Source organism: Pseudarthrobacter enclensis (genome assembly GCF_001457025.1).
Classification (GTDB): Bacteria; Actinomycetota; Actinomycetes; order Actinomycetales; family Micrococcaceae; genus Arthrobacter; species Arthrobacter enclensis.
The window spans coordinates 374,815-399,679 of record NZ_KQ758601.1; the positions used below are offsets into that span (position 1 = coordinate 374,815).

Annotated in this window: 22 protein-coding genes; 6 read left to right on the forward strand and 16 right to left on the reverse strand. The window is 67.5% G+C overall.

The annotated features are described in order from the left end of the window. Window positions 1–39: 39 nt before the first annotated feature. The 6 genes from AS031_RS09755 to AS031_RS09780 all read right to left on the reverse strand — a co-directional run bounded on the left by AS031_RS09755 (window position 40) and on the right by AS031_RS09780 (window position 6,662). Complete coding sequence (locus AS031_RS09755; RefSeq protein WP_058267937.1) at window positions 40–603, reverse strand: TetR/AcrR family transcriptional regulator; 564 nt, start codon at window positions 601–603, stop codon at window positions 40–42. A gap of 10 nt (window positions 604–613) precedes the next feature. After that, window positions 614–1,195 (reverse strand): sugar O-acetyltransferase, encoded by a 582-nt coding sequence (locus AS031_RS09760; protein ID WP_058267938.1) that lies wholly within the window; start codon window positions 1,193–1,195, stop codon window positions 614–616. Window positions 1,196–1,310: 115 nt separating this feature from the next. Then, window positions 1,311–2,801, reverse strand: a complete 1,491-nt coding sequence (locus AS031_RS09765; RefSeq protein WP_176716526.1) for an aminobutyraldehyde dehydrogenase — start codon at window positions 2,799–2,801, stop codon at window positions 1,311–1,313. After that, complete coding sequence (locus AS031_RS09770) at window positions 2,798–4,327, reverse strand: alanine/glycine:cation symporter family protein (protein ID WP_058267939.1); 1,530 nt, start codon at window positions 4,325–4,327, stop codon at window positions 2,798–2,800. Before AS031_RS09770 ends, AS031_RS09765 begins: the two co-directional genes overlap by 4 nt. 3 nt (window positions 4,328–4,330) lie before the next feature. Beyond that, window positions 4,331–5,224, reverse strand: coding sequence for a 4-hydroxy-tetrahydrodipicolinate synthase (gene dapA, locus AS031_RS09775; protein ID WP_058267940.1), 894 nt, complete (start codon window positions 5,222–5,224; stop codon window positions 4,331–4,333). 52 nt (window positions 5,225–5,276) lie between these two features. Then, entirely contained in the window at window positions 5,277–6,662 is a 1,386-nt protein-coding gene (locus tag AS031_RS09780; RefSeq protein ID WP_058267941.1) for a protoporphyrinogen/coproporphyrinogen oxidase, read from the reverse strand. 241 nt (window positions 6,663–6,903) lie between these two features. On the opposite strand from AS031_RS09780, the gene AS031_RS09785 reads away from it, so the two are divergent. Beyond that, window positions 6,904–7,584 carry a GntR family transcriptional regulator gene (locus AS031_RS09785; RefSeq protein WP_218918354.1) on the forward strand — a complete coding sequence of 227 codons (681 nt, stop codon included), beginning with the start codon at window positions 6,904–6,906 and terminating at the stop codon, window positions 7,582–7,584. 667 nt (window positions 7,585–8,251) lie between these two features. Here AS031_RS09785 and AS031_RS09790 read toward each other — a convergent pair. The 8 genes from AS031_RS09790 to glyA are packed head-to-tail and all read right to left on the reverse strand — an operon-like array spanning window position 8,252 to window position 17,400. Then, a complete protein-coding gene (locus tag AS031_RS09790; protein WP_058267942.1) occupies window positions 8,252–8,503 on the reverse strand; it encodes a hypothetical protein in 252 nt (83 codons plus the stop codon). A 2-nt stretch (window positions 8,504–8,505) separates the two neighbouring features. Further along, complete coding sequence (purU, locus tag AS031_RS09795; RefSeq protein ID WP_058267943.1) at window positions 8,506–9,402, reverse strand: formyltetrahydrofolate deformylase; 897 nt, start codon at window positions 9,400–9,402, stop codon at window positions 8,506–8,508. A 3-nt stretch (window positions 9,403–9,405) separates the two neighbouring features. After that, window positions 9,406–10,821: an L-serine ammonia-lyase gene (locus tag AS031_RS09800; protein ID WP_058267944.1), complete on the reverse strand. Its 1,416-nt coding sequence runs from the start codon at window positions 10,819–10,821 to the stop codon at window positions 9,406–9,408. Beyond that, complete coding sequence (locus AS031_RS09805; RefSeq protein WP_058267945.1) at window positions 10,821–11,471, reverse strand: sarcosine oxidase subunit gamma; 651 nt, start codon at window positions 11,469–11,471, stop codon at window positions 10,821–10,823. Before AS031_RS09805 ends, AS031_RS09800 begins: the two co-directional genes overlap by 1 nt. After that, a complete protein-coding gene (locus AS031_RS09810; protein WP_058267946.1) occupies window positions 11,464–14,406 on the reverse strand; it encodes a 2Fe-2S iron-sulfur cluster-binding protein in 2,943 nt (980 codons plus the stop codon). The genes AS031_RS09805 and AS031_RS09810 overlap by 8 nt, the downstream gene beginning before the upstream one ends. Then, the gene (locus AS031_RS09815; RefSeq protein WP_058267947.1) at window positions 14,403–14,807 is read right to left on the reverse strand and encodes a sarcosine oxidase subunit delta; all 405 of its coding nucleotides are present in this window, start codon (window positions 14,805–14,807) and stop codon (window positions 14,403–14,405) included. The genes AS031_RS09810 and AS031_RS09815 overlap by 4 nt, the downstream gene beginning before the upstream one ends. Window positions 14,808–14,836: 29 nt before the next feature. Further along, window positions 14,837–16,057, reverse strand: coding sequence for a sarcosine oxidase subunit beta family protein (locus tag AS031_RS09820; protein WP_058267948.1), 1,221 nt, complete (start codon window positions 16,055–16,057; stop codon window positions 14,837–14,839). Then, window positions 16,054–17,400, reverse strand: a complete 1,347-nt coding sequence (glyA, locus tag AS031_RS09825) for a serine hydroxymethyltransferase (protein WP_058267949.1) — start codon at window positions 17,398–17,400, stop codon at window positions 16,054–16,056. The genes AS031_RS09820 and glyA overlap by 4 nt, the downstream gene beginning before the upstream one ends. Before the next feature lie 127 nt (window positions 17,401–17,527). On the opposite strand from glyA, the gene AS031_RS09830 reads away from it, so the two are divergent. Next, entirely contained in the window at window positions 17,528–18,196 is a 669-nt protein-coding gene (locus tag AS031_RS09830) for a GntR family transcriptional regulator (RefSeq protein ID WP_058267950.1), read from the forward strand. A gap of 33 nt (window positions 18,197–18,229) precedes the next feature. On the opposite strand, the gene AS031_RS09835 is transcribed toward AS031_RS09830, so the two are convergent. Continuing rightward, window positions 18,230–18,610, reverse strand: a complete 381-nt coding sequence (locus tag AS031_RS09835) for a VOC family protein (RefSeq protein WP_058267951.1) — start codon at window positions 18,608–18,610, stop codon at window positions 18,230–18,232. Between the two features lie 52 nt (window positions 18,611–18,662). Further along, entirely contained in the window at window positions 18,663–19,868 is a 1,206-nt protein-coding gene (locus tag AS031_RS09840; RefSeq protein WP_058267952.1) for an ROK family transcriptional regulator, read from the reverse strand. A 90-nt stretch (window positions 19,869–19,958) separates the two neighbouring features. On the opposite strand from AS031_RS09840, the gene AS031_RS09845 reads away from it, so the two are divergent. Genes AS031_RS09845 through AS031_RS09860 form a run of 4 tightly spaced genes read left to right on the forward strand, consistent with a single transcriptional unit; the run spans window position 19,959 to window position 24,865 of the window. Continuing rightward, window positions 19,959–21,236 (forward strand): ABC transporter substrate-binding protein, encoded by a 1,278-nt coding sequence (locus AS031_RS09845; RefSeq protein WP_176716527.1) that lies wholly within the window; start codon window positions 19,959–19,961, stop codon window positions 21,234–21,236. A 40-nt stretch (window positions 21,237–21,276) separates the two neighbouring features. Then, complete coding sequence (locus tag AS031_RS09850) at window positions 21,277–22,215, forward strand: carbohydrate ABC transporter permease (RefSeq protein WP_058267954.1); 939 nt, start codon at window positions 21,277–21,279, stop codon at window positions 22,213–22,215. Next, window positions 22,212–23,096, forward strand: a complete 885-nt coding sequence (locus AS031_RS09855) for a carbohydrate ABC transporter permease (protein WP_058267955.1) — start codon at window positions 22,212–22,214, stop codon at window positions 23,094–23,096. The genes AS031_RS09850 and AS031_RS09855 overlap by 4 nt, the downstream gene beginning before the upstream one ends. 47 nt (window positions 23,097–23,143) lie before the next feature. Next, a complete protein-coding gene (locus AS031_RS09860; RefSeq protein ID WP_176716528.1) occupies window positions 23,144–24,865 on the forward strand; it encodes a glycoside hydrolase family 13 protein in 1,722 nt (573 codons plus the stop codon).

A 24,865-nucleotide genomic window follows, 5' to 3' on the forward strand; every position in this document is an offset into this window, starting at 1 on the left:
TGGTGCCGTGCGGTAGCGGTGCGGTAGCGGTGCGGCGCGTCAGTGGAACGGTGCGGCAGGCGTGGTGATGCGGGCTACCGCCTCGGCAGTGGCTGTCCGGTGGTGTTCTTCGGTGTCCAGTGCGGCATGGAGGGACAAGCCTTCAATCAGGGCGTCCAGCATCCGGCACGTGGCGGGGTCGAAGTGCCGGGCCAGCGCGTCCCGGCTCTGCTTCATCCAGGCGTGCGTGATCTCCCGGTAGGCGGGCTCGCGGGCCGCCAGGGTGTATAGCTCCTGGGTGAGGACCAGTTCGCGGGATGAGCCGGTGAGGTCCTCGTGGATCAGGTCCACCACGGCGGCACGGGCCTCGTCGAGGGTGGCTGCCTGCGCCATCCGGGCTTCGAAGCGGACGGCGATGGTGCCGGCGAATCGGGTGAAGGCTTCACGCAGCACCTCATCCATGCCGGTGAAGTGGTAGGTCATGGATCCCAGCGGCACGTCCGCCCGGGCCGCGATCTTCCGGTGGGACGCCCCGGCCACCCCTGATTCGGCAATGACGTCCAGGGCTGCGGCGATGATCCGGTCGCGCCGTTCCGGGTCGAAGCGGCGCTGGGTTACTGCCACGGGGAAACCTTCACGGCAGGTCCCTGACCACCCGGGCGGGGTTGCCAACGGCCACCACGTTGGCGGGGATGTCCTTGGTGACCACGGCACCGGCGCCGATCACGGAGTTTTCCCCGATGGTCACGCCCGGCAAAACGATGGCGCCGCCGCCCAGCCAGACGTTGTCGCCGATGGTGATGGGCTTGGCCGCTTCCAGCTTGTCGCGGCGGGGCCGGGCTTCGAGAGGGTGGGTGGGGGTCAGCAGCTGCACGTTGGGGCCGATCTGGCAGTCGCGCCCAATGGTGATCGCGGCGACGTCAAGGGCCGTCAGGTTGGAGTTGATGAAGGTGCCGTCGCCCACGGTGATGTAGCTGCCGTAGTCCACCGTGACCGGAGGCCGGACGTCCACGTTGTCACCCACGGATCCCAGCAGTTCCGCCAGGACGGGCCGGGCCGATTCCGGGTCCTCGATGTAGGCCGCCGTGTAACGGGCCTGCAGCTTCAAGGCGCGGTGGAAGGCTGCTGCGTTGTCCGGATCGTCCGCAATATAGAGGTCCCCCGCCAGCATGCGCTCGCGGTTGGTGCGCGGATCCCCCGCGAAATAATCGGTCATGTGTACGATCGTACATAACGATCCGTTGCCTTGACCATGTCCTGCACCGGAAACCACAAAACCCCGCCACGGCGCCCGAAGGCGCGGTGGCGGGGTCTTGGGGGTCTGCCTGGACTTAGCCGCGGTTGTACATGACGTGCTTGGTGCGGGAGAAGTCGTCCAGGGCGTAGCTGGACAGGTCGCGGCCGTAGCCGGAGCCCTTGAAGCCGCCCCAGGGCATTTCGGTGGCGATCACCAGGTGCGAGTTGACCCAGACGGTCCCGAAGTCCAGCTTCCGCGGAACGTTCAGCGACCGGGCGGAGTCCTTGGTCCAGACCGAGGCGGCCAGGCCGTAGATGGTTTCGTTGGCCCGGGTGACGGCTTCCTCGTCGGTGCTGAAGGTTTCCACGGAGACGACGGGGCCGAAGATCTCGTTGCTGCTGATCGGGGCGCCGGCCGGGACGTTGGTGACCACGGTGGGCTCGATGAAGTAGCCGGGACCTTCGATGGCGCGGCCGCCGACGGCAATGGTGTGGCCATCCTTGCGGACGTCGTCGAGTGCGGCGAGGACCCGCTCGTAGTGGGCTTTGGAGATCATGGAGCCGATTTCGGCGTCTTCGGCGCCGGGGGTGCCGACGGTGATCTCGCTGATTTCCTTCACGAGCAGTTCGGTGAACTTGTCGGCCACTGATTCGTGGACGAGCACGCGGCAGGCCGCGCCGCATTCCTGGCCGCCGTTCCAGAACCCGGTACTGCGGACGCCCTTCGCGGCGGCCTCGAGGTCGGCGTCGGCGAACACCACGACCGGTGCCTTGCCGCCCAGCTCGAGGTGGACGCGCTTGACCGAGCCAGCGGCGCTGGCGGCCACCTTCTGGCCGCTGCCGACGCTGCCGGTGATGGCCACCAGGTCCACGCGCGGGTGCTCGGACAGGCGGTTGCCCACCACGCGGCCGGGGCCGGTGACGATGTTCACGACGCCGGCCGGCACCTCGTCGGCGATGAGTTCTGCGAGCTTGAGCGTGGTCAGCGGCGTCTGCTCGGAGGGCTTGAGGACCAGGGTGTTGCCCGCGCCAAGGACCGGGGCGATCTTCCACGCGGCCATCAGCAGCGGGTAGTTCCAGGGGGTGATCACCCCTACCACGCCAACGGGTTCGCGGTGGATCACCGAGGTGTGGTTTTCGGCGTAGTCATCGGAGCCGAGGGTGCTGTAGGCGCGGGCGGCGCCGGCGGAGAACCGGAAGGTGTCGATGGCGCTGGAGATGTCGTCCTCCGCCACCGCGGCCGGCTTGCCGGTGTTGGCTGCTTCTAGGGTTTCGAACACTTCCCGGTTGGCCTCGATGATGTCCGCGATGCGGAGCAGGACGGCGGACCGGTCCCGCGGCGTGGTCGCCGCCCACGCGTCCTTGGCGGCCACTGCGGCTTCGACGGCGGCGTCCACGTCCTCCGCCGTGCCGGCCGGCACCTGGGTGAGGATCTCCTCGGTGGCCGGATTGACGACGTCGACCTTCTCCGTGGAGGTGGAGGCAACAAACTGTCCGCCGATGAACTGGCCAAAGGGCGGCAGGGACGGCACCGGCGGCGCGTCTGCCCGGAGGACTGTGAACAGTGTTTTTTCTGCGGTGGTCATGGCGTGCCCGGGGTCCTTTCGGTGGGGTTGCTGGCGTGGTGGAGGTGATGGTGGTGGTGCTCGACGGGGACCTTTTCCTCCCAGAAGTCGGCGCCCTCGATGCCCAGCGCCCTGGGGTCGAAGGTGGGGTCCTGGCCGAGTTTCCGCTGGCGTTCGTAGTCCTTGTAGATCTTTCGGACCAGCGGGAACAGGAAGACCAGGCAGATGAGGTTGACCCAGGCGATCAGGCCAAGCCCGATGTCGCCGGCGGCCCACATGACCTGGGCGTTGACGATCGAACCGAAGAAGACGATGGCCATGGTGCCGATCTTGAGGACGTTCTTCCACCGGTGTCCGGGACGTCCGTCCAGCAGGTACAGCAGGTTGGAGTTGGCGACGTAGAAGTAGGCGAGCAGGCAGGTGAAGCCGAACAGGAGCACGGCGACCGCGACGAACCCGGCGCCCCAGCCCGGGACCAGGGTGTCAATGGATTCCTGCACCCAGTTGGCGCCGACCGGAACGCCCGGCAGGTTGTTGACCAGGTAGCCGCCGGAGCCGTCGGAGACGTTGTACTTGCCCGAGACCACCATCATGAGGCCGGTGGCCATGCAAATCAGCAGCACGTCGATGTAGATGCTGAAGGTCTGGACCAGACCCTGCTTGCCGGGGTGGGACGTGCGGGCCGCGGCAGCGGCGAAGGTTGCCTCGCCCAAGCCGTTGGAGGAGGCGAAGACCGCCCGGCGGACGCCCCAGGCCACTGCTGCGCCGGCGATGCCGCCCAGGACCGGGTGGATGCCGACGGCGGACTGGAAGATCAGGGCGACGGCTGCGGGGACGCTGCCGAAGTTGATGGCGATGACCGCCAGGGCCAGGACCAGGTAGCCGATGGCCAGGACCGGCACGAGTGCCTGCGTGACCTTCACCAGGCGGGTGGTGCCGCCGAAGATGACCAGGGCGATCAGGACGGTGACCAGGACGGCCGGGATCCAGCTGTCCAGGTTGAAGGCCAGTTTGGCGGTGGCCGCGATGGTGTTGACCTGCAGGCCGGGGAAGACGAAGCCGTAGCCGATGACGCCCAGGACCGCCACGAGGGCCCCGACCTTGGGCAGCTTGAGGCCGTACTTGATGTAGTACGGCATGCCGCCGATGTCCTCGTTGGCGTTGCGGCGGTCCTCGTCCTGGACCTGGCGCTTGAAGGTCTGGGACAGGGCAGCTTCGGCGTAGCCGACGGTGCAGCCCACCAGGCCGGTGATGGCCATCCAGACGAGGGCGCCGGGGCCGCCGGCACCCACCGCAGTCGCCACGCCGGCGATGCTGCCGACGCCGACGCGGCTGGCCAGCGCCAGCACGAGGGCCTGGAAGGAGGAGAGGCCGCCCTCTCCCCCTTCGCTGTCCTTCAGCTGGCGGAGCATGTCCGGGATGCGGCGGAACTGGATGCCCTTGGTGGCGATGGAATAGGCGACGCCGAGGCCCAGGACCACGTAGGCCATGGGCGCCCAGATGGCGTCGGAGACGGTGGACAGGAAGGCGCCGAAATCGGTATCCATGGGCTAGCCGACGGTCTGGTACAGGGCGGACAGGGCATCCTTGACCCGGGCGAGGTCCTCGGTGCCCAGGTCCGCGGTGGGACGGCGCGGCGAGCCGGCCGGGATGCCCTGCAGGGTCAGCCCTGCCTTGACGGCGGGGATGAAGGGCACGGACAGCAGCGCGTCGATGACGGGGTAGACCTTCTTCCACTGCTCCAGCGCACCCTGGAGGTCACCGTCGGAGATGCTGCGGCTGACCTCGACGATTTCCTTGGGGACCACGTTGGCGGTGCCCGCCATGACGCCGGCCGCGCCTTCGACGAGGGCGCTGTAGAGGTAGACGTCCCAGCCGATGAAGGTGCCGATGACGTCGCTGTGGTGGTGGATCAGCTGCAGGGCCTGTTCCCAGTTGGCGCTGGAGTCCTTGATGTACTTGATGTTCGGGACTTCTTCGGCCAGGGCACGGACGGTGGCCGGGCCCAGGTTGACTCCGGTGACGGCCGGGATGTTGTAGAGCATGACCGGAAGGGTGACGGACCGGGCCACGTCCTTGATGTAGATGACGGTTTCCTCGAGGGTCAGCGGCTCGTAGTAGGGGGTGACCAGCATCAGGACGTCCGCGCCGAGCTTTTCGGCGGCCTGGGACAGGCGGATGGCTTCGGCGGTGGAGGTGGCCCCGGTGTTGGCGATGACCGGGACCCGGCCGTTGGCCTGCTTGATGACGGTTTCGATGAGCAGGAGCCGTTCCTCGGAGGACAGGGCGCCCACTTCGCCGGTGGAGCCGGCGGCGACAACGCCGTCAACGCCGCCGTCGATGGAGCGGTCGACAATCAGCTTCAGGGTCTCGACGTCCAGGGTTTCGTCCTGGGCGAAGGGGGTGGAGAGGGCGGTGAGGACGCCGCGGAGTTCGTTGGTCATGGGTGTTTCCTTCTGTGGATAGGTGCGGGGTGGTCAGGGGTGGCGCTGCTGCTCAGGCCACGATGGACAGGGACTGCGGCGGGGCCTGGCGGTGGGTTGCCAGTACGCTCGCGGCCTCCTGCGCTGCGGAGAAGCCGGTGGTGATGGAGCTTTCGGTGTAGAGGGTGCCCAGGTAGTCGCCGGCCAGGAACACGCGGTCGGCGCCGCGCATCAGGGTGGACTGGATCTTGGCCCGGCCCGGGAAGCAGTAAGGGGAGGCGTTCTTCCAGCGGTCCACCTTGGCCTCGACGACGCTGTCTGCGAAGCCGTGGCCGAGGACCTGGTCGAGGTCGGTGAGGTGGGTCTTGATGACCTCCTCTTCGGGCTTTTCCAGCAGGGCCTTGCCGAGGCTGGCCGGGGAGAACGTCATGAAGCTGCCGCCGGGCTTGCGGACGGACTCGGTGCCACGCACGATGCTGGCCTGGTTCAGCGCGATGGCGAAGGAGCGCTTGGGTGCCGCGATGGCGTAGATGTCATCCCACGGCTTTGCGGTGGTTTCGTTGGTGAGGAAGGCGGTGCTGACGTGCGGGCCGTACTTGATCTGGCTTAGGGCCCCGCGCAGGTCTTCGGGCAGGTCCACGCCCACATTGTGGGAGACGTCGGCAGTGGTGGCCAGGACCACGGTGCGCGCCTCGACTTCGCGGTCGACGCCGTCCTGGCGGTACCGGACCACGACGGAGTCCTTCTTGTGGACTACTTCGTGCACGGCGGCGCCGAGCTCGATCCGGTCCCCGCCCAGGGCGGCGGCGATGGATTCGGTGAGCGTGGAAGGTCCGCCCACAATGCCCCGGCTCAGCCCCTGGCCGAAGCTGAGGACCAGGCTGAAGTAGCCGATGCCGGCCCCGGCGGAGATCTGGTCCATGTCACCGGCGGAGCGCGTCACGGTGGTCTTGAACAGGGCGGCCGCGTCCTCGGACAGGTTGCCGACGAAGTCCTGGAAGGACGTGTTGTTCTCGAAGTCGTAGATGCGCTGCTGCCGCATGGCGCCGGACTCGCCGGTACGCTTGCGCACCACGCCGGTGTACTTGGCAACTCCGCTTACCACTTTCAGCCCTGCCCGCATGGTGTCCACGCGGGCGGCCAGGGACATCGGGATGCGGAACGGGTAGGTGGCGATGTGGCCCTGCTTGATGAACTTGCCGTTCATTGACAGGCCCTGCAGCGAGCCGGGAATCTGGACGGCCATGACACCGACCTCGTTGAGCAGCGCGTCGGTGGAGGATCCGGCACCGGCAAAGACGTGCCCGCCCCAGTTCAGCCAGTAGTCACCCCGGCGTTCGGAACGGATGCGTCCACCCACGCGGTCCCCGGACTCCAGGACGACGGTGTCCCAGTGCCGGAGCCGCCAGGCTGCCGCCAGTCCGGCGAGTCCGCCGCCGATGATTACTGCGTCTTTCATCTTGCATTCCTTGCTGTTGGTTCGTGGTGGTTGCCGGGCGCCTTTGCCGGCGCCGCCGGAGTTTCATGGCCTGCCGCCCGTTCCCCCGGGGCTGCAGAAACGTGCACTGCTGCGGTGTGATACAAACCACCCTAAGATGTGATCACAGATCACACAAGACCTGCACTGAACATTTCTTTTTGGTCCGGGGGCTCGCTTCGGCCGCACCGGGGCAGCCCTGTCCCGGCCGTATATTGGACGGGTGGCAATATCCAAGCGCGTCGAACCCACCCTGCTGACCGACCAGGTCTTTGCGACGATCCACGCCTCGATCCTCAGCGGCGACCTGCCCGCCGGCTCCAGGCTCAAGGTGCGCGACCTCGCCGAGCAGGTGGGAACCAGCGTGATGCCCGTCCGCGAGGCAATCCGCCGGCTGGAAGAGATGGGACTCGCGGAGCGTGAGCCGCACAAGGGCGCGGTGGTCAAGAGCCTGTCCTTCGAGGAACTGATCCACGTGTACGACGTCCGCAGGCTGCTGGAGACCGAGGCCGCCCGGCTGGGCAGCGAAAGAATCACACAGGAGGACTGCGACCGGATGCAGTCCGAGTATGAACTCATGCGCGAGGCCATCCGGGAGCAGCGGGTCATCGACCTGCTGGATCACGACGAGGAGATGCTGGCCATCCTCTACCAGGCCGCCGGAAATCCGGTGCTGCTCCAGATGATCCGCACCTTGTGGCAGCAGTGCCGGGCATACAAGATCGTGGGCGCCCAGGGCTCCCTGGACGCCGGCAAGGACGATTCCCTGTGGCGCTACCAGCAGGACCTGGTGACGGCGGCCCGGAACGGCGACCCCGCGGCTGCAGCGTCCGTCAACGAGGCGTCACTGGTTGACGCCACCGAACGCATCAAGGCCCGGCTGGCCGAACAGGCAACGCCGTAGTGCTCGACATCCCGCTGGTGGGGCGCCCGGGACGACAGGTTCCGGGCGGCGCACCTTTCTGCTGCGCCCGCCGCCGACCCCTTTCCCCCATCCCCCTTCCCGATGCCCTATCAGATCGAGTCCCCATCCACCCCAAATAACAGCTCCAAGTGATAGGGCAACCGGAGTTTAGGCAGGGCAAAGGGGTCGGGATGTAACGCCCCTACGGAGGAATGCGGCCGCCCTGGGTTCGCAGCAGCGACGGTGCGGCCCGCACCAACCCGGGCGGCCGACGTCGACCCTCACCACAGGTGCCCCACTCCCCCAGGATGCCCTATCAAATCGAGCCCCCATCCACCCCTAATAACAGCTCCAACTGATAGGGCAACAGGGCATTTAGGCAGGGCAGGGGTCCGGATGTACCGCCGATACGGAGGAATGCTGCCGCCCTGGGTTCGCCGCAGCGACGGTACGGCCGGCACCCAACCCGGACGGCCGACGTCGCCCTCACCACAGGTGCCCCACTCCCCCAGGATGCCCTATCAGATCGAGTCCCCATCCACCCCAAATAACAGCTCCAAGTGATAGGGCAACGGGGGTTCAGGCGGGGCACCAAGGGACGGCAAAAAAGCGCGGCTGGCCGCCCTCGGGGGCAACCAGCCGCGCTTTCGGCTGTTCAGATATCCAGTTATGCGGTGACGGGTGCCGCCACCTGGAGGAGGTGGTGTGCTTCCAGGAGTTCCGGTTCGATCCAGGCCTCGTGGCCCTCGTACGCGCTGTAGAGCGTGCGGCCCTGGCTGGAGTCTGCCATCAGCCACAGCATCGAGGAGTCCGGCATGGCATCGTCCACCACGCCGGAGCGGATGGCGGTGCCGTACTGCCGGATCTGGACGGGGATGCCGATCAGCCGGCTCCAGTCAGGGAAGGGGACGCGGGCCACGGCTATCGGAGCACCACGGTGCGGTTGCCCTGCAGGATGACGCGGCCTTCGCAGTGCCACTTGACCGCGTTGGAGAGGGCCTTGCATTCGGTGTCGCGGCCGGCGGCCACCAGGTCCTCCGGACCGTAGGTGTGGTCCACGTCCACCACCTGCTGGGAGATGATGGGCCCTTCGTCCAGCTCGGCGTTGACGTAGTGAGCGGTGGCGCCCACCGTCTTGACGCCGCGGGCGTAGGCCTGGTGGTAGGGCTTGGCGCCCTTGAAGCTGGGCAGGAACGAGTGGTGGATGTTGATGGCCCGGCCGTCCAGCTTGCGGGTCAGGTCGTCGCTGAGCACCTGCATGTAGCGGGCCAGCACCACCAGTTCGACATCGAGCCCGTCCACCAGTTCCATCAGCGCGGCCTCCGCGGCCGGCTTGGTGTCCGCCGTGACGGGGATGTGGTGGAACGGAATGCCGTGCCACTCCACCAGCGCCTGGTGGTCCCGGTGGTTGGACACCACGGCCACGACGTCCACGGGAAGTTCCCCGATGCGGGCGCGGAACAGCAGGTCGTTGAGGCAGTGCCCGAACTTGGACACCATGATCAGGACCTTGCGCTTGGACCCGTGCCGCTCCAGCTGCCATCGCATGCCGAACTTCTCCGCCACGGGGGCAAAGGAAGACCGCAGCAGCTCAAGCGTTGATTCGTCCCCTTCGGAGACGAAGTGCACGCGCATGAAGAAATGGCCCTCGGAGCGCTCACCGAACTGCTTGTTGTCGATGATGTCGCAGCCGTGCTCCAGCAGGAAGCCGGACACCGCGTGGACGATCCCGGGGCCTTCCGGGCAGTCGAGGGTCAGGACGTGCTCCACTGTGGTGGGCGCCTTCGGGGCGGGGACGTGGGTTTCAGTTGCAGTCATGGTTCAGCACTCGATCACATTCACGGCGAGTCCTCCTCGGGACGTTTCCTTGTACTTGGTTTTCATGTCGGCCCCGGTGTCACGCATGGTCTTGATCGCCTTGTCCAGCGAGACCTTGTGGCTGCCGTCCCCGTGCAGGGCCAGCCGGGCCGCGTTGATCGCCTTGACGCTGGCGATCGCGTTCCGCTCGATGCAGGGGATCTGCACCAGCCCGCCCACGGGGTCGCAGGTCAGGCCCAGGTTGTGCTCGATCCCCACCTCCGCGGCGTTCTCCACCTGCGCGGGCGTCCCGCCAAGCACTTCGCAGAGGCCGGCCGCAGCCATCGAGCAGGCGGAACCCACCTCGCCCTGGCAGCCCACTTCGGCGCCGGAGATCGAGGCGTTGGTCTTGAACAGGATCCCGACGGCGGCCGCGGCCAGGAGGAAGCGGACGACACCGTCGTCGTCGGCTCCCGGAACAAACTTCACGTAGTAGTGCAGGACGGCCGGCACGATGCCCGCTGCCCCGTTGGTGGGGGCGGTGACGATCCGCCCGCCGGCGGCGTTCTCCTCGTTCACCGCCAGGGCGAACAGGTTGACCCATTCCATGGCCAGCAGCGGATCCGCAGGTGCCTGGACGGGCGACGGCGTTGCTGCCGCGGCTTCGGCGGTTGCCGCCGAGGCGGTGAGGGTGCGGAACAGGGACGGGGCACGGCGGGTGACCTTCAGGCCGCCCGGCAGGATGCCCTCGGCGTTGCAGCCGTTCTGCACGCATTCCTTCATCACGGCCCAGAGCCCCAGGAGTTCTTCCCGGAGTTCGGCCTCGCTGCGCCAGGTGAGTTCGTTGGCGAGCATGACGTCGGAGATGGACATGCCTTCGCGGCTGCAGATCTGCAGCAGCTCGTCCGCCGTGGAGAACGGGTACGGCAGCACCGTGTCATCGGCCACCACCTTGTCCGCGCCCTCGGCGTCGCCGTCCACCACGAACCCGCCGCCGATCGAGTAGAAACTCCGCTCGCTCAGCACTGCGCCGGTGCGGTCAAACGCCCGGAAGGTCATGCCGTTGGGGTGCGCGGGCAGGGACTTGCGCCGGTGGAGGACAACGTCCTCTTCCCAGTTGAAATCCACCCGGTGGGAACCGGCCACGTGAAGCTCGGCGTTCAGGGCCGCGGCAGCCACCTGGTCATCCGCGGTAAAGGTATTGACCGTTTCGGGCTCGAGGCCCTGCAGGCCCAGGACCACCGCCTTGTCGGAGCCGTGGCCCCGGCCGGTGGCGCCCAGCGACCCGAAAAGTTCGGACTGGACGCGCGCCGTGGAGGCCAGCTGGCCGTCGCCCTTCAGCCCGTCGGCGAAGAGCTTGGCCGCCCGCATCGGGCCCACCGTGTGTGACGACGAGGGCCCGATGCCGACAGAAAAGAGGTCGAGGACGCTCAGCGCCATCAGGGGACCTCAGGGGACGCGTACTCCCGCATGCCGTCCAGGAGCCAGCGGCCCAGGAACTCGGCGAACGAGGCCCGCGGGAATACCCGGAAGGAGTCCTCGCCCGTCTTCCACAGGAGGGCCGGGATGTTCCCGATCTCCGTGGAGTAGGCGGTGCCGGCCTTGAAGACCCGGGGGTGCAGGTCCAGCGAGCAGCCCTTTTCCAGGACGGACCTGGCCTGCGGACCGGTCAGCTCGAAGGTGGTGCGGTTGGCGGAAAGGTCAACCACCTGGCCTGCGTCACCGCCCAGCGCTTCGCGGAGGGCCTGGATCAGGTCACCGCCGAGGGATTCGTGCGCCTCAGTGGGAGCGACGACCAGGAACTCGGACGGGCCCAGCCACAGGACGGAGATGTCCCCGCTGCCGGCCACGTCCCCGGACCGGGCCGGCAGGCCGCCGGTCACATCGGCGATGCGCCGGGCAGCGTCGGAGCCGGCGGCTGCCCGGATGCCCACCATGGTGAGGAAGGGCAGTTCGGCGATCTCGACGGTTCCGGCCAGGGAGCCCGCCGCGAACGCGTCGCGGAGCGAGCCTGCCGGGCTGGTGCGCACTGCGAGGTCCTTCTCCGCGGGGGTCTTTGCGGGGGTGGGGGAAGCTGCTGTCTCAGCCATCTTTGCGGGTCCCTTCGGAGTCAAAAAGCACTGTCTCTGCGACAACCACGTCCACCAGCTGGTCGCCGGCGGCGGCAATCAGCGTTTCGCCGATGCGGTTGCGTCCGTTCTTGATCAGGGCCAGGCCGAACGACCTGCCCAGCGCTGCGCTGTGGTAGCTGGAGGTGACGAACCCTTCCATCGGCACGGGGCCGTAGGCGGGGTTGGTGGAGCGTCCCTTTTCCACGAGCTGGGTGCCTTCGGGCAGCCGCAGCGTGCGGTCCACGGGAAGGACGCTGACCAGGTGCTTGCGGTCCTCACGCTGGGCGTCCACCCGGGAGTAGGAGCGCTTGCCGATGAAGTCCTTGGCCTTGGAGACAATCCACTCCATGCCGGCATCCTGCGGGGTGACCGTGCCGTCGGTGTCCTGCCCGACAATCGGGTAGCCCTTCTCGGCGCGGAGCACGTGCATGGTTTCGGTGCCGTACGGGGTGATGTTGAACTCGGCACCCGCTGCGGCCACGGACTCCCAGGTGTTCAGGCCGTACCAGGCCGGTACGTTGATTTCGTAGGCGAGTTCACCGGAGAAGGAGATCCGGCAGACCCGGGCGCGGACGCCGGAGGCCAGGGTGGTCTCGCGGAAGGTCATGAACGGGAAGTTCTCCGCGTCCAGGCCGCCGTTGGCTGCCAGCTCCGGCGCCACCTTGGCGATGACTTCGCGGGACTTCGGCCCGACGACGGCGATGGTGTTCCACTGCTCGGTCACCGAGGTGCACTGCACGTCCAGCTCAGGCCATTCGGTCTGCAGCCATTCCTCCAGGTGGTCCAGCACCTTCGCGGCACCGCCGGTGGTGGTGGTCATGAAGAAGGTGTCCTCATCCAGCCGGAGGGTCACGCCGTCGTCGAAGATCATGCCGTCTGCCAGGCACATGACGCCGTAGCGTGCCGAGCCCGGTGCGAGCTTCTTGAAGGCGTTGGTGTAGACGCGGTTGAGGAACTCGCCCGCATCCTTGCCGCGGATTTCGATCTTGCCCAGGGTGGTGGCGTCCATGAAGCCCACGGACTCGCGGACGGCGGCGCATTCGCGCAGCACGGCGGCGTCCATGTCCTCCCCACCCTGCGGGTAGTACCAGGGGCGCTTCCACTGTCCGACGTCCTCGAAGAGTGCGCCCTTGGCAACGTGCCACGGCTGGATCGAGGTGATGCGGGCGGGGTCGAAGAGCTCGCCGCGCTGGCGTCCTGCCAGTGCCGCGAACGCCACCGGGGTGAACGGTGCACGGTAGGTGGTGGTGCCGATGTCACCGATGCCGCGGGAGGCCTCGCCTGCGGTGCGCAGGGCTGCTGCGATCACGCCGATGGCGTTCACGCCGGAGGTCTTGCCCTGGTCGTTGGCGGTGCTGATGGAGGTGTACCGCTTCACGTGCTCCACGGAACGCATACCCGCGCCGGTGGAGCGGAGGACGTCCGCCACGGACTGGTCGCGCTGGAAGTCCACGAAGTGGTGGTGCCAGTCGTCCGGGGTTCCGTTTTCCCCGGGCACCAGCCACAGCTGGCGGGTGGGGGCGGAGGCCTTCGGTGCGCCGAGCACGGCAGGCTCGACGGCGGACGCAAAGCCTGCGGCGGTGGCCGCCTTCGCGCCGGCGGAGATGCCCTCGGCGACGCAGTCCTCGGTGCCGAAGGAGCCGCGGCCGGAGCCGATGGTCTGCTGGTTGGGGACCTCGGTGCTGGGCACGAAGGCGGCCAGGTCCTCGTCCCAGCGCAGCTTGCCCTGGCGCTGAGAGTGCAGGTGCACCAGCGGGCTCCAGCCGCCGGAGACGGCCAGCAGGTCGGCGGCGATCTGCTCGACGCCGGAGGTGAGTTCGCCGTCGTCGTTGATGCTGCGGACGGTGACGCCGTCCAGGCGGCCTGCGGAGTCAGCCGACGTGTTGGCTACGGCGCTGCCGATCAGGACCCGGAGGCCGGATTCGACGGCGGCCGTTGCCACCGGGGTCAGCGCCGGACGGGCGTCGACGATTGCGGCGACCTTGACGCCGGCGGCGGCGAGGTCTGCGGCGACGGCGTAGGCGCTGTCATTGGTGGTGCTGATGACCACGCGCTGGCCGGCGGCCACGGCGTAACGGTTCAGGTAGGTCCGCACTGCCGAGGCGAGCATGATGCCGGGGCGGTCGTTGTTCTCGAACACCAGGGGACGCTCGTGCGCGCCCGGTGCCAGCACCACCTGGCTGGCACGGATGTGCCAAATCCGCTGGCGGGAGACGCCGGTGGCTGCGGGGCTGGTGAGGTGGTCGGTGCGGTTCTGGACGGCGATGACGTAGTTGGCGTCGTAAGCACCGAACGCGGTGGTGCGGTTCAGGACGGTGGACTCGGCGCCGGAGACGAGTTCGGCTTCGACGTCGGCCACCCACTCCAGGGCAGGCTTGCCTTCGATGGTTTCGGCCAGGCCCTCGGCGGTGGAGCCGGAGAGCAGGGAGCCACCCAGTTCGGGCTGGTCGTCCAGCAGCATGACGCGGGCGCCGGTGCGGACCGCCTCGCGGGCCGCGGCGAGTCCGGCAGGGCCGCCGCCGATCACCAGGACGTCGGTGTGGACGTACTTCTTGTCGTATTCGGCGCGGTCCTCTGCGGGATCCAGCTTGCCCAGGCCGTTCAGCTGCAGGGCCTGCAGCCCGTCCACGAGTGAAACGGTGGTGGCGGGGAGCATGGATTCGGCAACATGGCCGGGGAAGCGGGCTTCCACGCGGACCAGGGCGTTGGCTTCTTCGACGCCGGCGGACATGATGCCGCGGGGGCGGTCCTCGTAGAGGGAGTTGCCGGCGGCGATGCGGCCGTTGGCCAGCAGCGCCGAGGCAAGCGTGTCGCCGGGGTGGCCGGTGAATTCCTCGCCGTCCACGGTGAAGCGCCAGGAGATGGTGCGGTCGATGCGGCCGCCGGTGGCCAGGCGGGCGTTCTGGGAGGTCACTTGGTGGCTCCTTCCGGGGCGGAGGCGGGCGAGATGCTGGTGCCTGAAATGTCGGGCGCGGCGGTCCCGGTGGTGGTGCTGTCCGCGGCAAGGCTGGCGGTGCCGGATTCGGCGGCCGGGGCTCCGGCCTGGTCAGGCCGCTTCGCCCCCATCGGGTAGATGGCCTTGATGTCATAGCTGACGGTGTCTCGGAGCATGTTGAACCACTGGCGGCAGCCGGTGCTGTGGACCCACCGTTCGGCGAAGATGCCTTTGGGGTTCTCACGGTAGAAGAGGTAGCGGGACCACTCCGTGTCGCTCAGCTCGTTGGGGTTCTCCGGGTAGGCAACGTGGGCCTGTCCCCCGTAGTGGAATTCGGTTTCGTCCCGCGGGCCGCAGTTGGGGCATGGGATCAGCAGCATGTGCGTTAGTCCTTTTCTGGTGGCGGCGGCTAGTGGGCCACGGCGGCGGCGCCGTGTTCGTCGATGAGGGCGCCGGTTTCGAAGCGTTCCAGCGAGAACGGCGCATTCAGCGTGTGCGGAGCGCCGGTGGCGATGGTGTGCGCGAAGGTCAGGCCGGCCGCGGGGGTGCCCTTGAAGCCGCCGGTTCCCCAGCCGCAGTTCACGAACATGTTCTCCACCGGGGTGGTGCCGACGATCGGCGAGGCGTCCAGGGTGGTGTCCACGATGCCGCCCCAGGTCCGGAGCACGTGTGCCCGGGCGAAGATGGGGAAGAGCTCGACGGCGGCGGCCATCTGCTGCTCAATGACGTGGAAGGAGCCGCGCTGGCCGTAGCCGTTGTAGGAGTCGACGCCGGCGCCCATGACCAGTTCGCCCTTGTGCGCCTGCGAAACGTAGACGTGGACGTGGTTGGACATGACCACGGTGGGGTGGACGGGCTCGTGCAGTTCTGACACGAGGGCCTGCAGCGGGTGGGACTGGATGGGCAGTTCGAAGCCGGCCATTTCCGCCAGGACCGAGCTGTGGCCGGCGGCGCAGAGGCCCACCTTTTCGGTGTTGATGGTGCCGCGGTTGGTCTTGACGCCCACCACGCGGTCGCCGTCCTTCAGGAAGCCGGTCACTTCGCAGTTCTGGATGATGTCAACGCCCATTTCGTCGCACTTGCGGGCGAAGGCCCAGGCAACATGGTCGTGCTTGGCGATGCCGGCGCGGGGCTGGTAGGTGGCGCCCATGACCGGGTAGCGGATGTTGTCGCTGATGTTCAGGATGGGGCAGAGTTCCTTGACCTGCTGCGGGTCCAGCCACTCGGCGTCCACACCGTTGAGCTTGTTGGCGCCCACCCGGCGCATGCTTTCGCGCACGTCGCCCAGGGTGTGGGCCAGGTTCATCACACCGCGCTGGCTGAAGAGGAAGTCGTACTCGAGCTCCTCCGGCAGGATCTCCCACAGCTTGAGGGCCTGCTCGTAGATGGCCGCGCTCTCGTCCCAGAGGTAGTTGGAGCGGATGATGGTGGTGTTACGGGCCATGTTGCCGCCGGCCAGCCAGCCCTTTTCCAGGACCGCGATGTTGGTCATGCCATGGTTCTTGGCCAGGAAGTACGCGGTGGCCAGTCCGTGCCCGCCGCCGCCCACGATCACGGCGTCATAGGAGGACTTGGGTTCCGGGTTCCGCCACAGGAAGTCCGGGTGCTCAGGAAGGTGCGGTGCGCTCACTGGGCTGCTCCAATCAGTTCTGCCTCGGCGCCGGCCAGGCCTGCGCTGTTGCTGTCGGAAAGATGCGGGTAGAGGGGGAACTTGCCGGCCAGTGCGGTGACGCGTTCGCGGAGTTCGACGGCGGTGTCCCCGGGGAGGGTGCCGGTCCCTGCGGCGGCGATGAGCGCCGTCGCGATGATGTCCGCAACCTCGGCGAATTCGGCGGCGCCGAAGCCGCGGGCGGCCAGGGCGGGGGTACCGATCCGGAGGCCGGAGGAGACCATCGGCGGGCGGGGGTCGAACGGGACGGCGTTGCGGTTGACGGTGATGCCGATATGGTGCAGCGCGTCTTCACCCTGCTGGCCGTCGAGCTCGGAGTTGCGCAGGTCGACGAGGACCAGGTGGACGTCGGTTCCGCCGTTGACCACGGAGATGCCGGCTTCCTGGACGTCGGCCTGCAGGAGGCGGTCGGCGAGCAGCTGGGCACCCTGCAGGACGCGTTCCTGGCGTTCCTTGAACTCGGGGGATGCGGCGAGCTTGAAGGCCACGGCCTTGGCAGCCACCACGTGCTCCAGCGGGCCGCCCTGCTGGCCGGGGAACACTGCTGAGTTGATCTTCTTGGCGTATTCCTCCTTGGCGAGGATGACGCCGCCGCGGGGGCCGCCGAGGGTCTTGTGCGTTGTGGTGGTGACCACGTCCGCGTAGGGGACGGGGTTGGGGTGCAGGCCCGCGGCGACGAGGCCGGCGAAGTGGGCCATGTCCACCATCAGGTAGGCGCCCACCAGGTCGGCGATGCGGCGGAACTCGGCGAAGTCCAGCTGGCGGGAGTAGGCGGACCAGCCGGCCACAATCAGCTTGGGCTTGTGCTCGAGGGCAAGGGCTTCGACCTCTGCCATGTCGATCCGGAGGTCCTCTTCGCGGACGTGGTACGGAACCACGTTGTAGAGCTTGCCGGAGAAGTTGATCTTCATGCCGTGGGTCAGGTGGCCGCCATGGGCCAGCGACAGGCCCAGGATGGTGTCGCCGGGGTTCAGCAGGGCGAACATCGCCGCAGCGTTGGCCTGGGCGCCGGAGTGCGGCTGGACGTTGGCGAATTCCGCACCGAAGAGGGCCTTGACCCGGTCGATGGCGAGCTGTTCAATGACGTCCACGTGCTCGCAGCCACCGTAGTAGCGCTTACCCGGGTAGCCTTCGGCATACTTGTTGGTCAGTACCGAACCCTGCGCCTCCATCACGGCCGTGGGAGCGAAGTTCTCCGAGGCGATCATTTCCAGGGTGGACTGCTGGCGGTGCAGTTCCTGTGCAACGGCGGCGGCGACGTCGGCGTCCACCGTGGCAAGCGAGGCGTTGAGTGCGTCCTGCATGTTTCTCCTTATCGAGCCCTTGAAAGTTCTGATCTGTAACTGATCTGTAACTGATATATTAGAACTGTCGTAATAGTATGTTCCAGATCACTTTGCAGTCAATAGCCACCCGGGAAGCGAGCGCAACATGGGCGTAATGCTGGAGAACTCCATCGCCGGCGAGGAGGATCTGTCACTCTCCGAGCGGGCCTACCGGCACCTGCGGGACCGCCTGATCATGCTGGACATCCGGCCGGGAGACCCGATCAACGACGGCAAGCTCGCCGCCGAATTGGGCATCGGACGGACTCCGGTGCGCGAGGCCCTCAAGCGCCTGGAAAGCGACCACTTGGTGGTGTCCTATCCCCGCCGGGGAACGTTCGCCACCATCGTGGACATCACCGAACTCGCCGATGTCTCCGAACTCCGCGAGTCCCTGGAGCCGCTGGCCGCCAGGCGCGCCGCCAAACTGGCCACCCCCGCGCTGCGGGCGGAAATCCGGGAGACGGCAACGGCCATCGCCGGCATGGCACTGGACAACGATCCCTACGACCTGATGCGCTACGACATCAAGGTCCACCGGCTGATCTACCGGGCCGCCGCCAACGCGCACCTCGAGGATGTGCTGATCCGCTACGACAACCTGGCCACCCGCATCTGGTGCATGGTGCTGGAGAAGGTTCCCTCCGTGGCTTCCCACATCGCGGAACACGTGGAGCTGCTGGAGGCAGTGGCCGACGGCGACGCGGACCGCGCGGGCAAGCTCGCCCTGGAACACGTCACCAGTTTCGAGCAGGCCATCCGCAGCGTGCTGTAGCACCGAGGCGCGCGGGGCAAGGAGGATTCGGGGTCAAGCCGGCGGCTCAAGCCGCCTGCGCAGGAGGCAGAACTCGTTGCCCTCCGGGTCCTGCAGGACATGCCACTGCTCGTTGCCGGACTGCCCGACGTCGGCCGGGCGGGCTCCGAGCGCGAGCAGCCGCTCCAGCTCGGCGGCCTGGTCCCGGTCCACGGGATTGACGTCGATGTGCAGCGGCAGGCGGCCCGTCCGCGGATTGCTGCTGGGGCTCAGGATGAGGGTGGGCTGCAGCCCGCCGAACCCCTCCGGCGGGCCGATCTCGATGGCACCGTCTTCACGGTCCAGTTCCACGTACCCCAGGACCCCGCACCAGAACTGCGCCAGCAGCCCGGGGTCGGCGCAGTTCAGGACCAGTTCGCTGATGCGGCATGACATGCTGGCCAGTGTAGGGGCCGCCCGCCGCCGCGGACCCGATTGCGGCCGCGTGTCAGGGTTGGAGTGCGCGCGGCAGGAACGCCATGGGTTCATGCCGGATGCCCGTCAGCGCCGATTCTATGGCCCCCTGCACCACGGCATCGGCCCCTAAGCTGCTGGCGACGAGTTCCGGAAGCGGCAGTCCGGAGTCCACGGGCAGCAGGCTGCGGGCATGCTCAAGGACCGGGTCGATGCCGCGGGCAATGCCGCCGGCAATGACCACCCGCTCGATGTCGAGCAGGCTGGAGAGAACCACCGCGATCCGTGCCAGCCGGACGCCGAGCCGGGCGATGATGTCGCCCGCCAGCGGATCACCCTCGCGGGCCGCCTGGAAGACGTCTTCGGCATTGATCCCGTCTTCGGGAAGCCGGCGCAGCGACGTGGTCCCTTCATAGGAATGGACGCGCTTCCGGGCCCACTTGCGTGCGAGCGCACCAAAGCCGTCCGAGATTCCCTCGTCATCGGGCTTGTTGTCCGCGAGGATGTCCAGGAAACGCATCTCGCCGGCGCCGCCCCGGCGTCCGCGCAGCAGCCGGCCGTCCACGATCAGGCCCGCGCCGAACCGCTCCCCTGACAGCAGCGTGGCCACGTTGGCGGACGGCTGCTGGGCCTGCTCGGCGATGGCGGCCAGGTTGGCGTCATTTTCCACCAGGACCTTGCCCTGCAGGTCCTGGTCGAATCCGCTGTTCATCAGCTGCCAGAACTCTCCGCCCCCGGGTGACCGGCCCTCCGCGTCCACCGGCGCGGGAACACCCACCACGGTCAGCAGGACATCGTCGGCGTCGCGGCCAACGTCGGCGAGCGCCAGCCGGATGAGCTCCCGCGCGCTCCTGACGCGTCCCGCCCGGCCCAGGGCATGCGAGTCGATGCTGCGCCGGCGTTTCCCCAGTTCCCGGCCCCGCAGGTCCGCGACGATGACCGTGAAGTGGCTTTCGCCGGCATCCAGCCCCACCACCACACCCGCGGCTTCCCTCAGCTGGTACCTGCGGGCCGGCCGGCCCTTGGGTGCCCGGCCGGCCTCGGCGCCGTCGTTTACTTCCTCGAGCCAACCGGCATCCACCAGGCCGTCACAGACGCCCAGTACCGTGGCGCGCGTGAGGCCGGTTGCCGCCATGGCCTCGCCGGCGGTGAACACCTGTTCCTGGAGGGCGAAGCGTAGCAGCGCCTCCGAGTTGATCTGCCGTAACAGTTGGGTCGAGCTCGCCGTAGTTCCGTCCACCCCTTGACGATAGCCCCTGCGTCCCCCATCCTCGTATAGGACCTAAATATAAGATCCAAATAAATTGAGCAGTGACCCCCATAGGAGCCGATGTTGCCACCTTTGACGTCCGCCGGGACGCGCCTGTCCCGACGAACTTTCCTCGCCGCTGCCGGAAGCTCCTTGGCCGCCGCCGGCCTTGCCGCCTGCAGCCCGGCGGAGGCCCGCCCCACCATCAACTTCCATCAGTCGAAGCCGGAAGCCGTGCCGTATTTCCGCGACCTGGCGGCCAAGTTCACCGGCTCCCAGGATCGCTTCCGCGTCCTGCACGACATGGCCACGAACCTTTCCGCCAGCTTTGTCCGCAGCAGCCCTCCCGACCTCGGGTGCCTCAACTACAACCTCGAAATGGCCCGCTTCATGGAGCGCGGCGCGCTGTCCGACCTCGCCGACCTCCCGGAAGCTGCATCCATCCGGGACGACGTCCTGGACCTCACCAACTGGTACCCCACCTACGCCGGCCGCACCAGCGTGATCCCCTACTCCGTCATGGCAGCCTCCGTCATCTACAACCGCCGCATCTTCGCGGACAACGGCCTGGAGGTACCCACCACCTGGGACCAGTTCGTGGACGTCTGCGAACGGCTCAAGTCGGCCGGCATCACGCCGATCTACGGCACCTTCCGCGACCCCTGGACCATCGCACAGGGGTTGTTCGACTACACCGTGGGCGGCATGGTGGACGTGCGCGCCTTCTACAAATCGATGCATGACGTCGGCGAAAAAGTGGGCCCGGATTCCGAGGTTTCCTTCCAGGAGACGCTGCTGGAGCCCGTGCGCCGCATGGTCCAGCTGACCGGCTACGTCAACCCCGACGCCTCAAGCCGGGGCTACGGTGACGGGAACACGGCCATGGCGCAGGGGCAGGCGGCCATGTACTTCCAGGGTCCGTGGGCCTTCGGCGAAATCGAAAAAGCCGGAACGGACCTGGACCTGGGGACCTTCCCGCTGCCGATGACGGGCGATCCCGCAGACCTCAAGGTCCGCGTCAACATCGACCTCTCACTGTGGGTGCCCGAGGCATCAAACGGGCAAGAGGGCGCCCGAGCCTTCCTGCATTACCTCCTGAAGCCGGACATCCAAAACCCCTACAACGCGAAGTTCCTCGGCTTCGGCACGGTCAAGGATGCCCCCGCGGTCACCGATCCCCGGATTGCAGACATGCAGGAATACTACGACGACGGCCGCTTCTACATGGGTGCCTCGCAATTCATCCCGAACACCATTCCCGCCGCCAACTACCTCCAGTCGATCGTCGCCGGAGCAGACGCCAAAAGCACCCTGGCCCGGATGGACGCCGACTGGGCGCGCCTGGCCTTCCGCGCATAACCGGGCATCCCAGACCCATGCATGAAACGGAGACATCCCCATGTCCATCATGACCAAGCCCTCCCCGGACGCGGCGGTAAAAGCCCCGCCACGGGCCACGACGCCGCGGGCACGCAAGTCCCGGGTGGACCCGCTCTACTACCTCTTCCTCCTCCCCTCCCTGGCCATCTTCACGCTGGCCGTCACGCTGCCGGCCGCCCTCGGGTTCGTCTACAGTTTCACCAACTCGATCGGCTTTGGTGACTTCAGCTTCATCGGAGTCCGGAACTTCATCGCCGTCTTCCGCGATGAAGGCATCCTCGGCGCCTACGGCTTCACGCTGGCGTTCTCGCTGGTCACCGTCGTCGTGGTGAACGCAGTGGCCTTCCTGCTGGCCCTGGGCCTCACGTCGCGGATCCGCTTCCGCACGGCACTGCGCACCGTGTTCGTGATCCCCATGGTGATCTCCGGCATCGTGATCGCCTTCGTCTTCCAGTACCTGTTCTCCAACTCGCTGCCGCTGGCCGGCAAGGCCATGGGAATCGAACCGCTGGCCAGCAGCATCCTGGCCAACCCGGACCTGGCGTGGCTGGCCATCGTGTTCGTTACGGCCTGGCAGTCGATTCCCAGCGCCATGCTGATCTACATCGCCGGCCTGCTCACCGTCCCTCCGGAGGTCTACGAGGCCAGCTCCATCGACGGTGCCACCCCCTGGCACACCCTGCGGCACATCACGTTTCCGCTGGTGGCCGGGTATGCGGTGATCAACACCGTCCTTGGCTTCAAGAACTACCTCAACACCTACGACATCATCGTTGGCCTCACCGACGGCGGCCCCGGAGTATCCACGCGCAGCGTCGCCATGGCGATCTTCCGCGGTTTCGAAGGCGGCGACTACGCCTACCAGATGGCCAACGCCGTGATCTTCTTCCTCATCAGCGTGGCCATCGCCCTGATCCAGCTCCGCTTCACCCGTGGCAAAGGAGGGACCGCCGCATGAGCAGCGCGCCCAGCACCATCCCCGCAGTGCCGGCCGCGAAACCGCGGCGGATCCGTTCCGGCCAGGAACGCACCAACTGGCCCACAACGGCCATCCTGCTGGTCTGCACGCTCGGCGTGCTCGTGCCGCTCTTCGTCACCGTCAGCATGGCATTCAAGACCACCGGGCAGGCCGTGGACGGCAATGCCTTCTCCCTGCCGAGCCCGCTGACCTTTGACAGTTTCGCGCAGGCCTGGACCCTCACGAACTTCCCCCGCGGCTTTGCGATCTCCGTCTTCGTCTCCGTCATCGCCGTAACCGGAGAGATTGTGGTTTCGGCGCTGGCGGCGTATGCGATCCTCCGGAACTGGGACCGCCGGATATTCCGCTGGTCCTTCTTCTACCTGCTGGCCGCCATGTTCATACCATTCCCGGTGGTGGCGCTGCCGCAGATCCAGCTCACGGGCATGGTGGGCCTGGACAACCCGCTGGGCGTTGCCGTCCTGCACATCGTGTTTGCCCTGGCCTTCAACACCATGCTGTTCACCGCGTTCCTGCGCTCCATCCCGCTGGAACTGGAGGAAAGCATGCGGATGGACGGGGCCGGCACCTGGCAGGTCTTCTGGAAGCTCATCTTCCCCCTGCTCGGGCCCATGAGCGCCACGGTGGGCATCTTCGCCTTCATCGCCTCGTGGAACGACTTCATGATGCCCTCGCTCATCATCTCCGACCCGGAAATGCAGACCATTCCCGTCCTGCAGAAAATCTTCCAGACGCAGTTCAGCAACAGCTACAACGTGGCCTTTGCCTCCTACCTGATGGCCATGGCCCCGGCCATCGTCGTGTACCTGTTCACCCAGCGCTGGGTCATGGCCGGCCTCACGCAGGGCGCCGTCAAGTAACCCCGCTCCCCCGGAGCCACCGAACCAACCACCTTAAGGAACTCCCTGTGTCCATCACCGCCGCCACGGCACCCTTCCACTCCGACGCGATCCTCTCCGACGACCCCAACTGGTGGCGCCAGGCCTCCGTGTACCAGATCTATCCACGGAGCTTCGCCGACTCCAACGGGGACGGCATCGGGGATATCAACGGCATCACCGCCAAGGTTCCCTACCTCAAGGAACTGGGCATCGACGCCGTCTGGCTGAGCCCGTTCTACCCCTCGGCCCTCGCCGACGGCGGCTACGACGTGGACGACTACCGCAACGTGGACCCACGGCTGGGCACGCTGGAGGACTTCGACGCGATGGCCGCCGCCCTGCACGGCGCCGGCATCAGGCTGATTGTGGACATCGTCCCCAACCACTCCTCCAACCGGCACGAATGGTTCCAGGAAGCCCTCGCCGCGCCGAAGGGGTCTTCGGCGCGGGACCGCTACATCTTCCGTGACGGGCTCGGCGTCGACGGCGGGCTGCCGCCGTCGGACTGGGACTCCATCTTCGGCGGACCGGCCTGGGAGCGCATCACGGAACCCGACGGCACCCCCGGCCAGTGGTACATGCACATCTTCGCCAAGGAACAGCCCGACCTGAACTGGGACAACCCCGAGGTGCGCGCGGACTTCCTGACCACCCTGCGCTTCTGGTCCGACCGCGGCGTGGACGGCTTCCGCATCGACGTCGCACACGCCCTGACGAAGAACCTCGAAGAAACCCTGCCGTCGAAGGCTGACCTGGACGCCATGGGCGAGGCGGCGTACCTCGAAGGCATGCACCCCTACTGGGACCGCGACGAAGTCCACGAAATCTATGCCGAGTGGCGCAAACTCTTCAACGAATACACCCCGCCGAGGACCGCCGTCGCCGAAGCCTGGGTGCATGCGGACCGGCGCGCCCGCTACGCCAGCCCCGAGGGCCTGGGCCAGGCCTTCAACTTCGACCTGCTGCAGGCCGATTTCGACGCCGTCCAATTCCGCAGGACCATCACCAAGAACCTCGCCGAGGCCGACGCATCCGGTGCCTCCTCCACGTGGGTCTTCTCCAACCACGACGTCGTCCGGCACGCCACCCGCTACGGCCTCCCCGTCTCCGGACCGGGTGCCGACGGGGAAATCATGGCAGGGCAGGCGGGCAAGCACTGGCTGCTCGGGGGCGGCCGGCAGGAGGACGTCGACATCGAACTCGGGCTGCGGCGTGCCCGCGCCGCATCGCTGCTGATGTTCGCGCTGCCCGGCTCCGCCTACCTGTACCAGGGCGAGGAACTGGGGCTGCAGGAAGTCGGCTGCGAAATACCGGACGCCGAACGCCAGGACCCGTCCTTCTTCCGCAACAGGGGCGTGGAAATCGGCCGCGACGGCTGCCGCGTCCCGCTGCCCTGGACGGCGGAAGGTACCTCGTTGGGCTTCGGCCCGGGCGGATCCCACTTGCCGCAGCCGGCATGGTTCGCGGGCAGCTCCGTGGAAGTCCAGGAACTCCAGGACGACTCCACGTTGTCGCTCTACCGGCGGGCGCTGGCCCTCCGTTCGGAGCTGCAGGCGGCAGAGGCACTGGAATGGCTGGACACCGGCCGCGATGACGTCCTGGCCTTCCGCCGCCCCAACGGCTGGACCTCCGTGACCAACTTCGGCACCGAACCGTTCATCCTGCCCGCAGGTGCCCTGCTGGTCACGAGTGCGCCGGTTGACGGCGCCTCGCTGCCGGCAGCCACCACAGCCTGGCTGCAGGCGTAG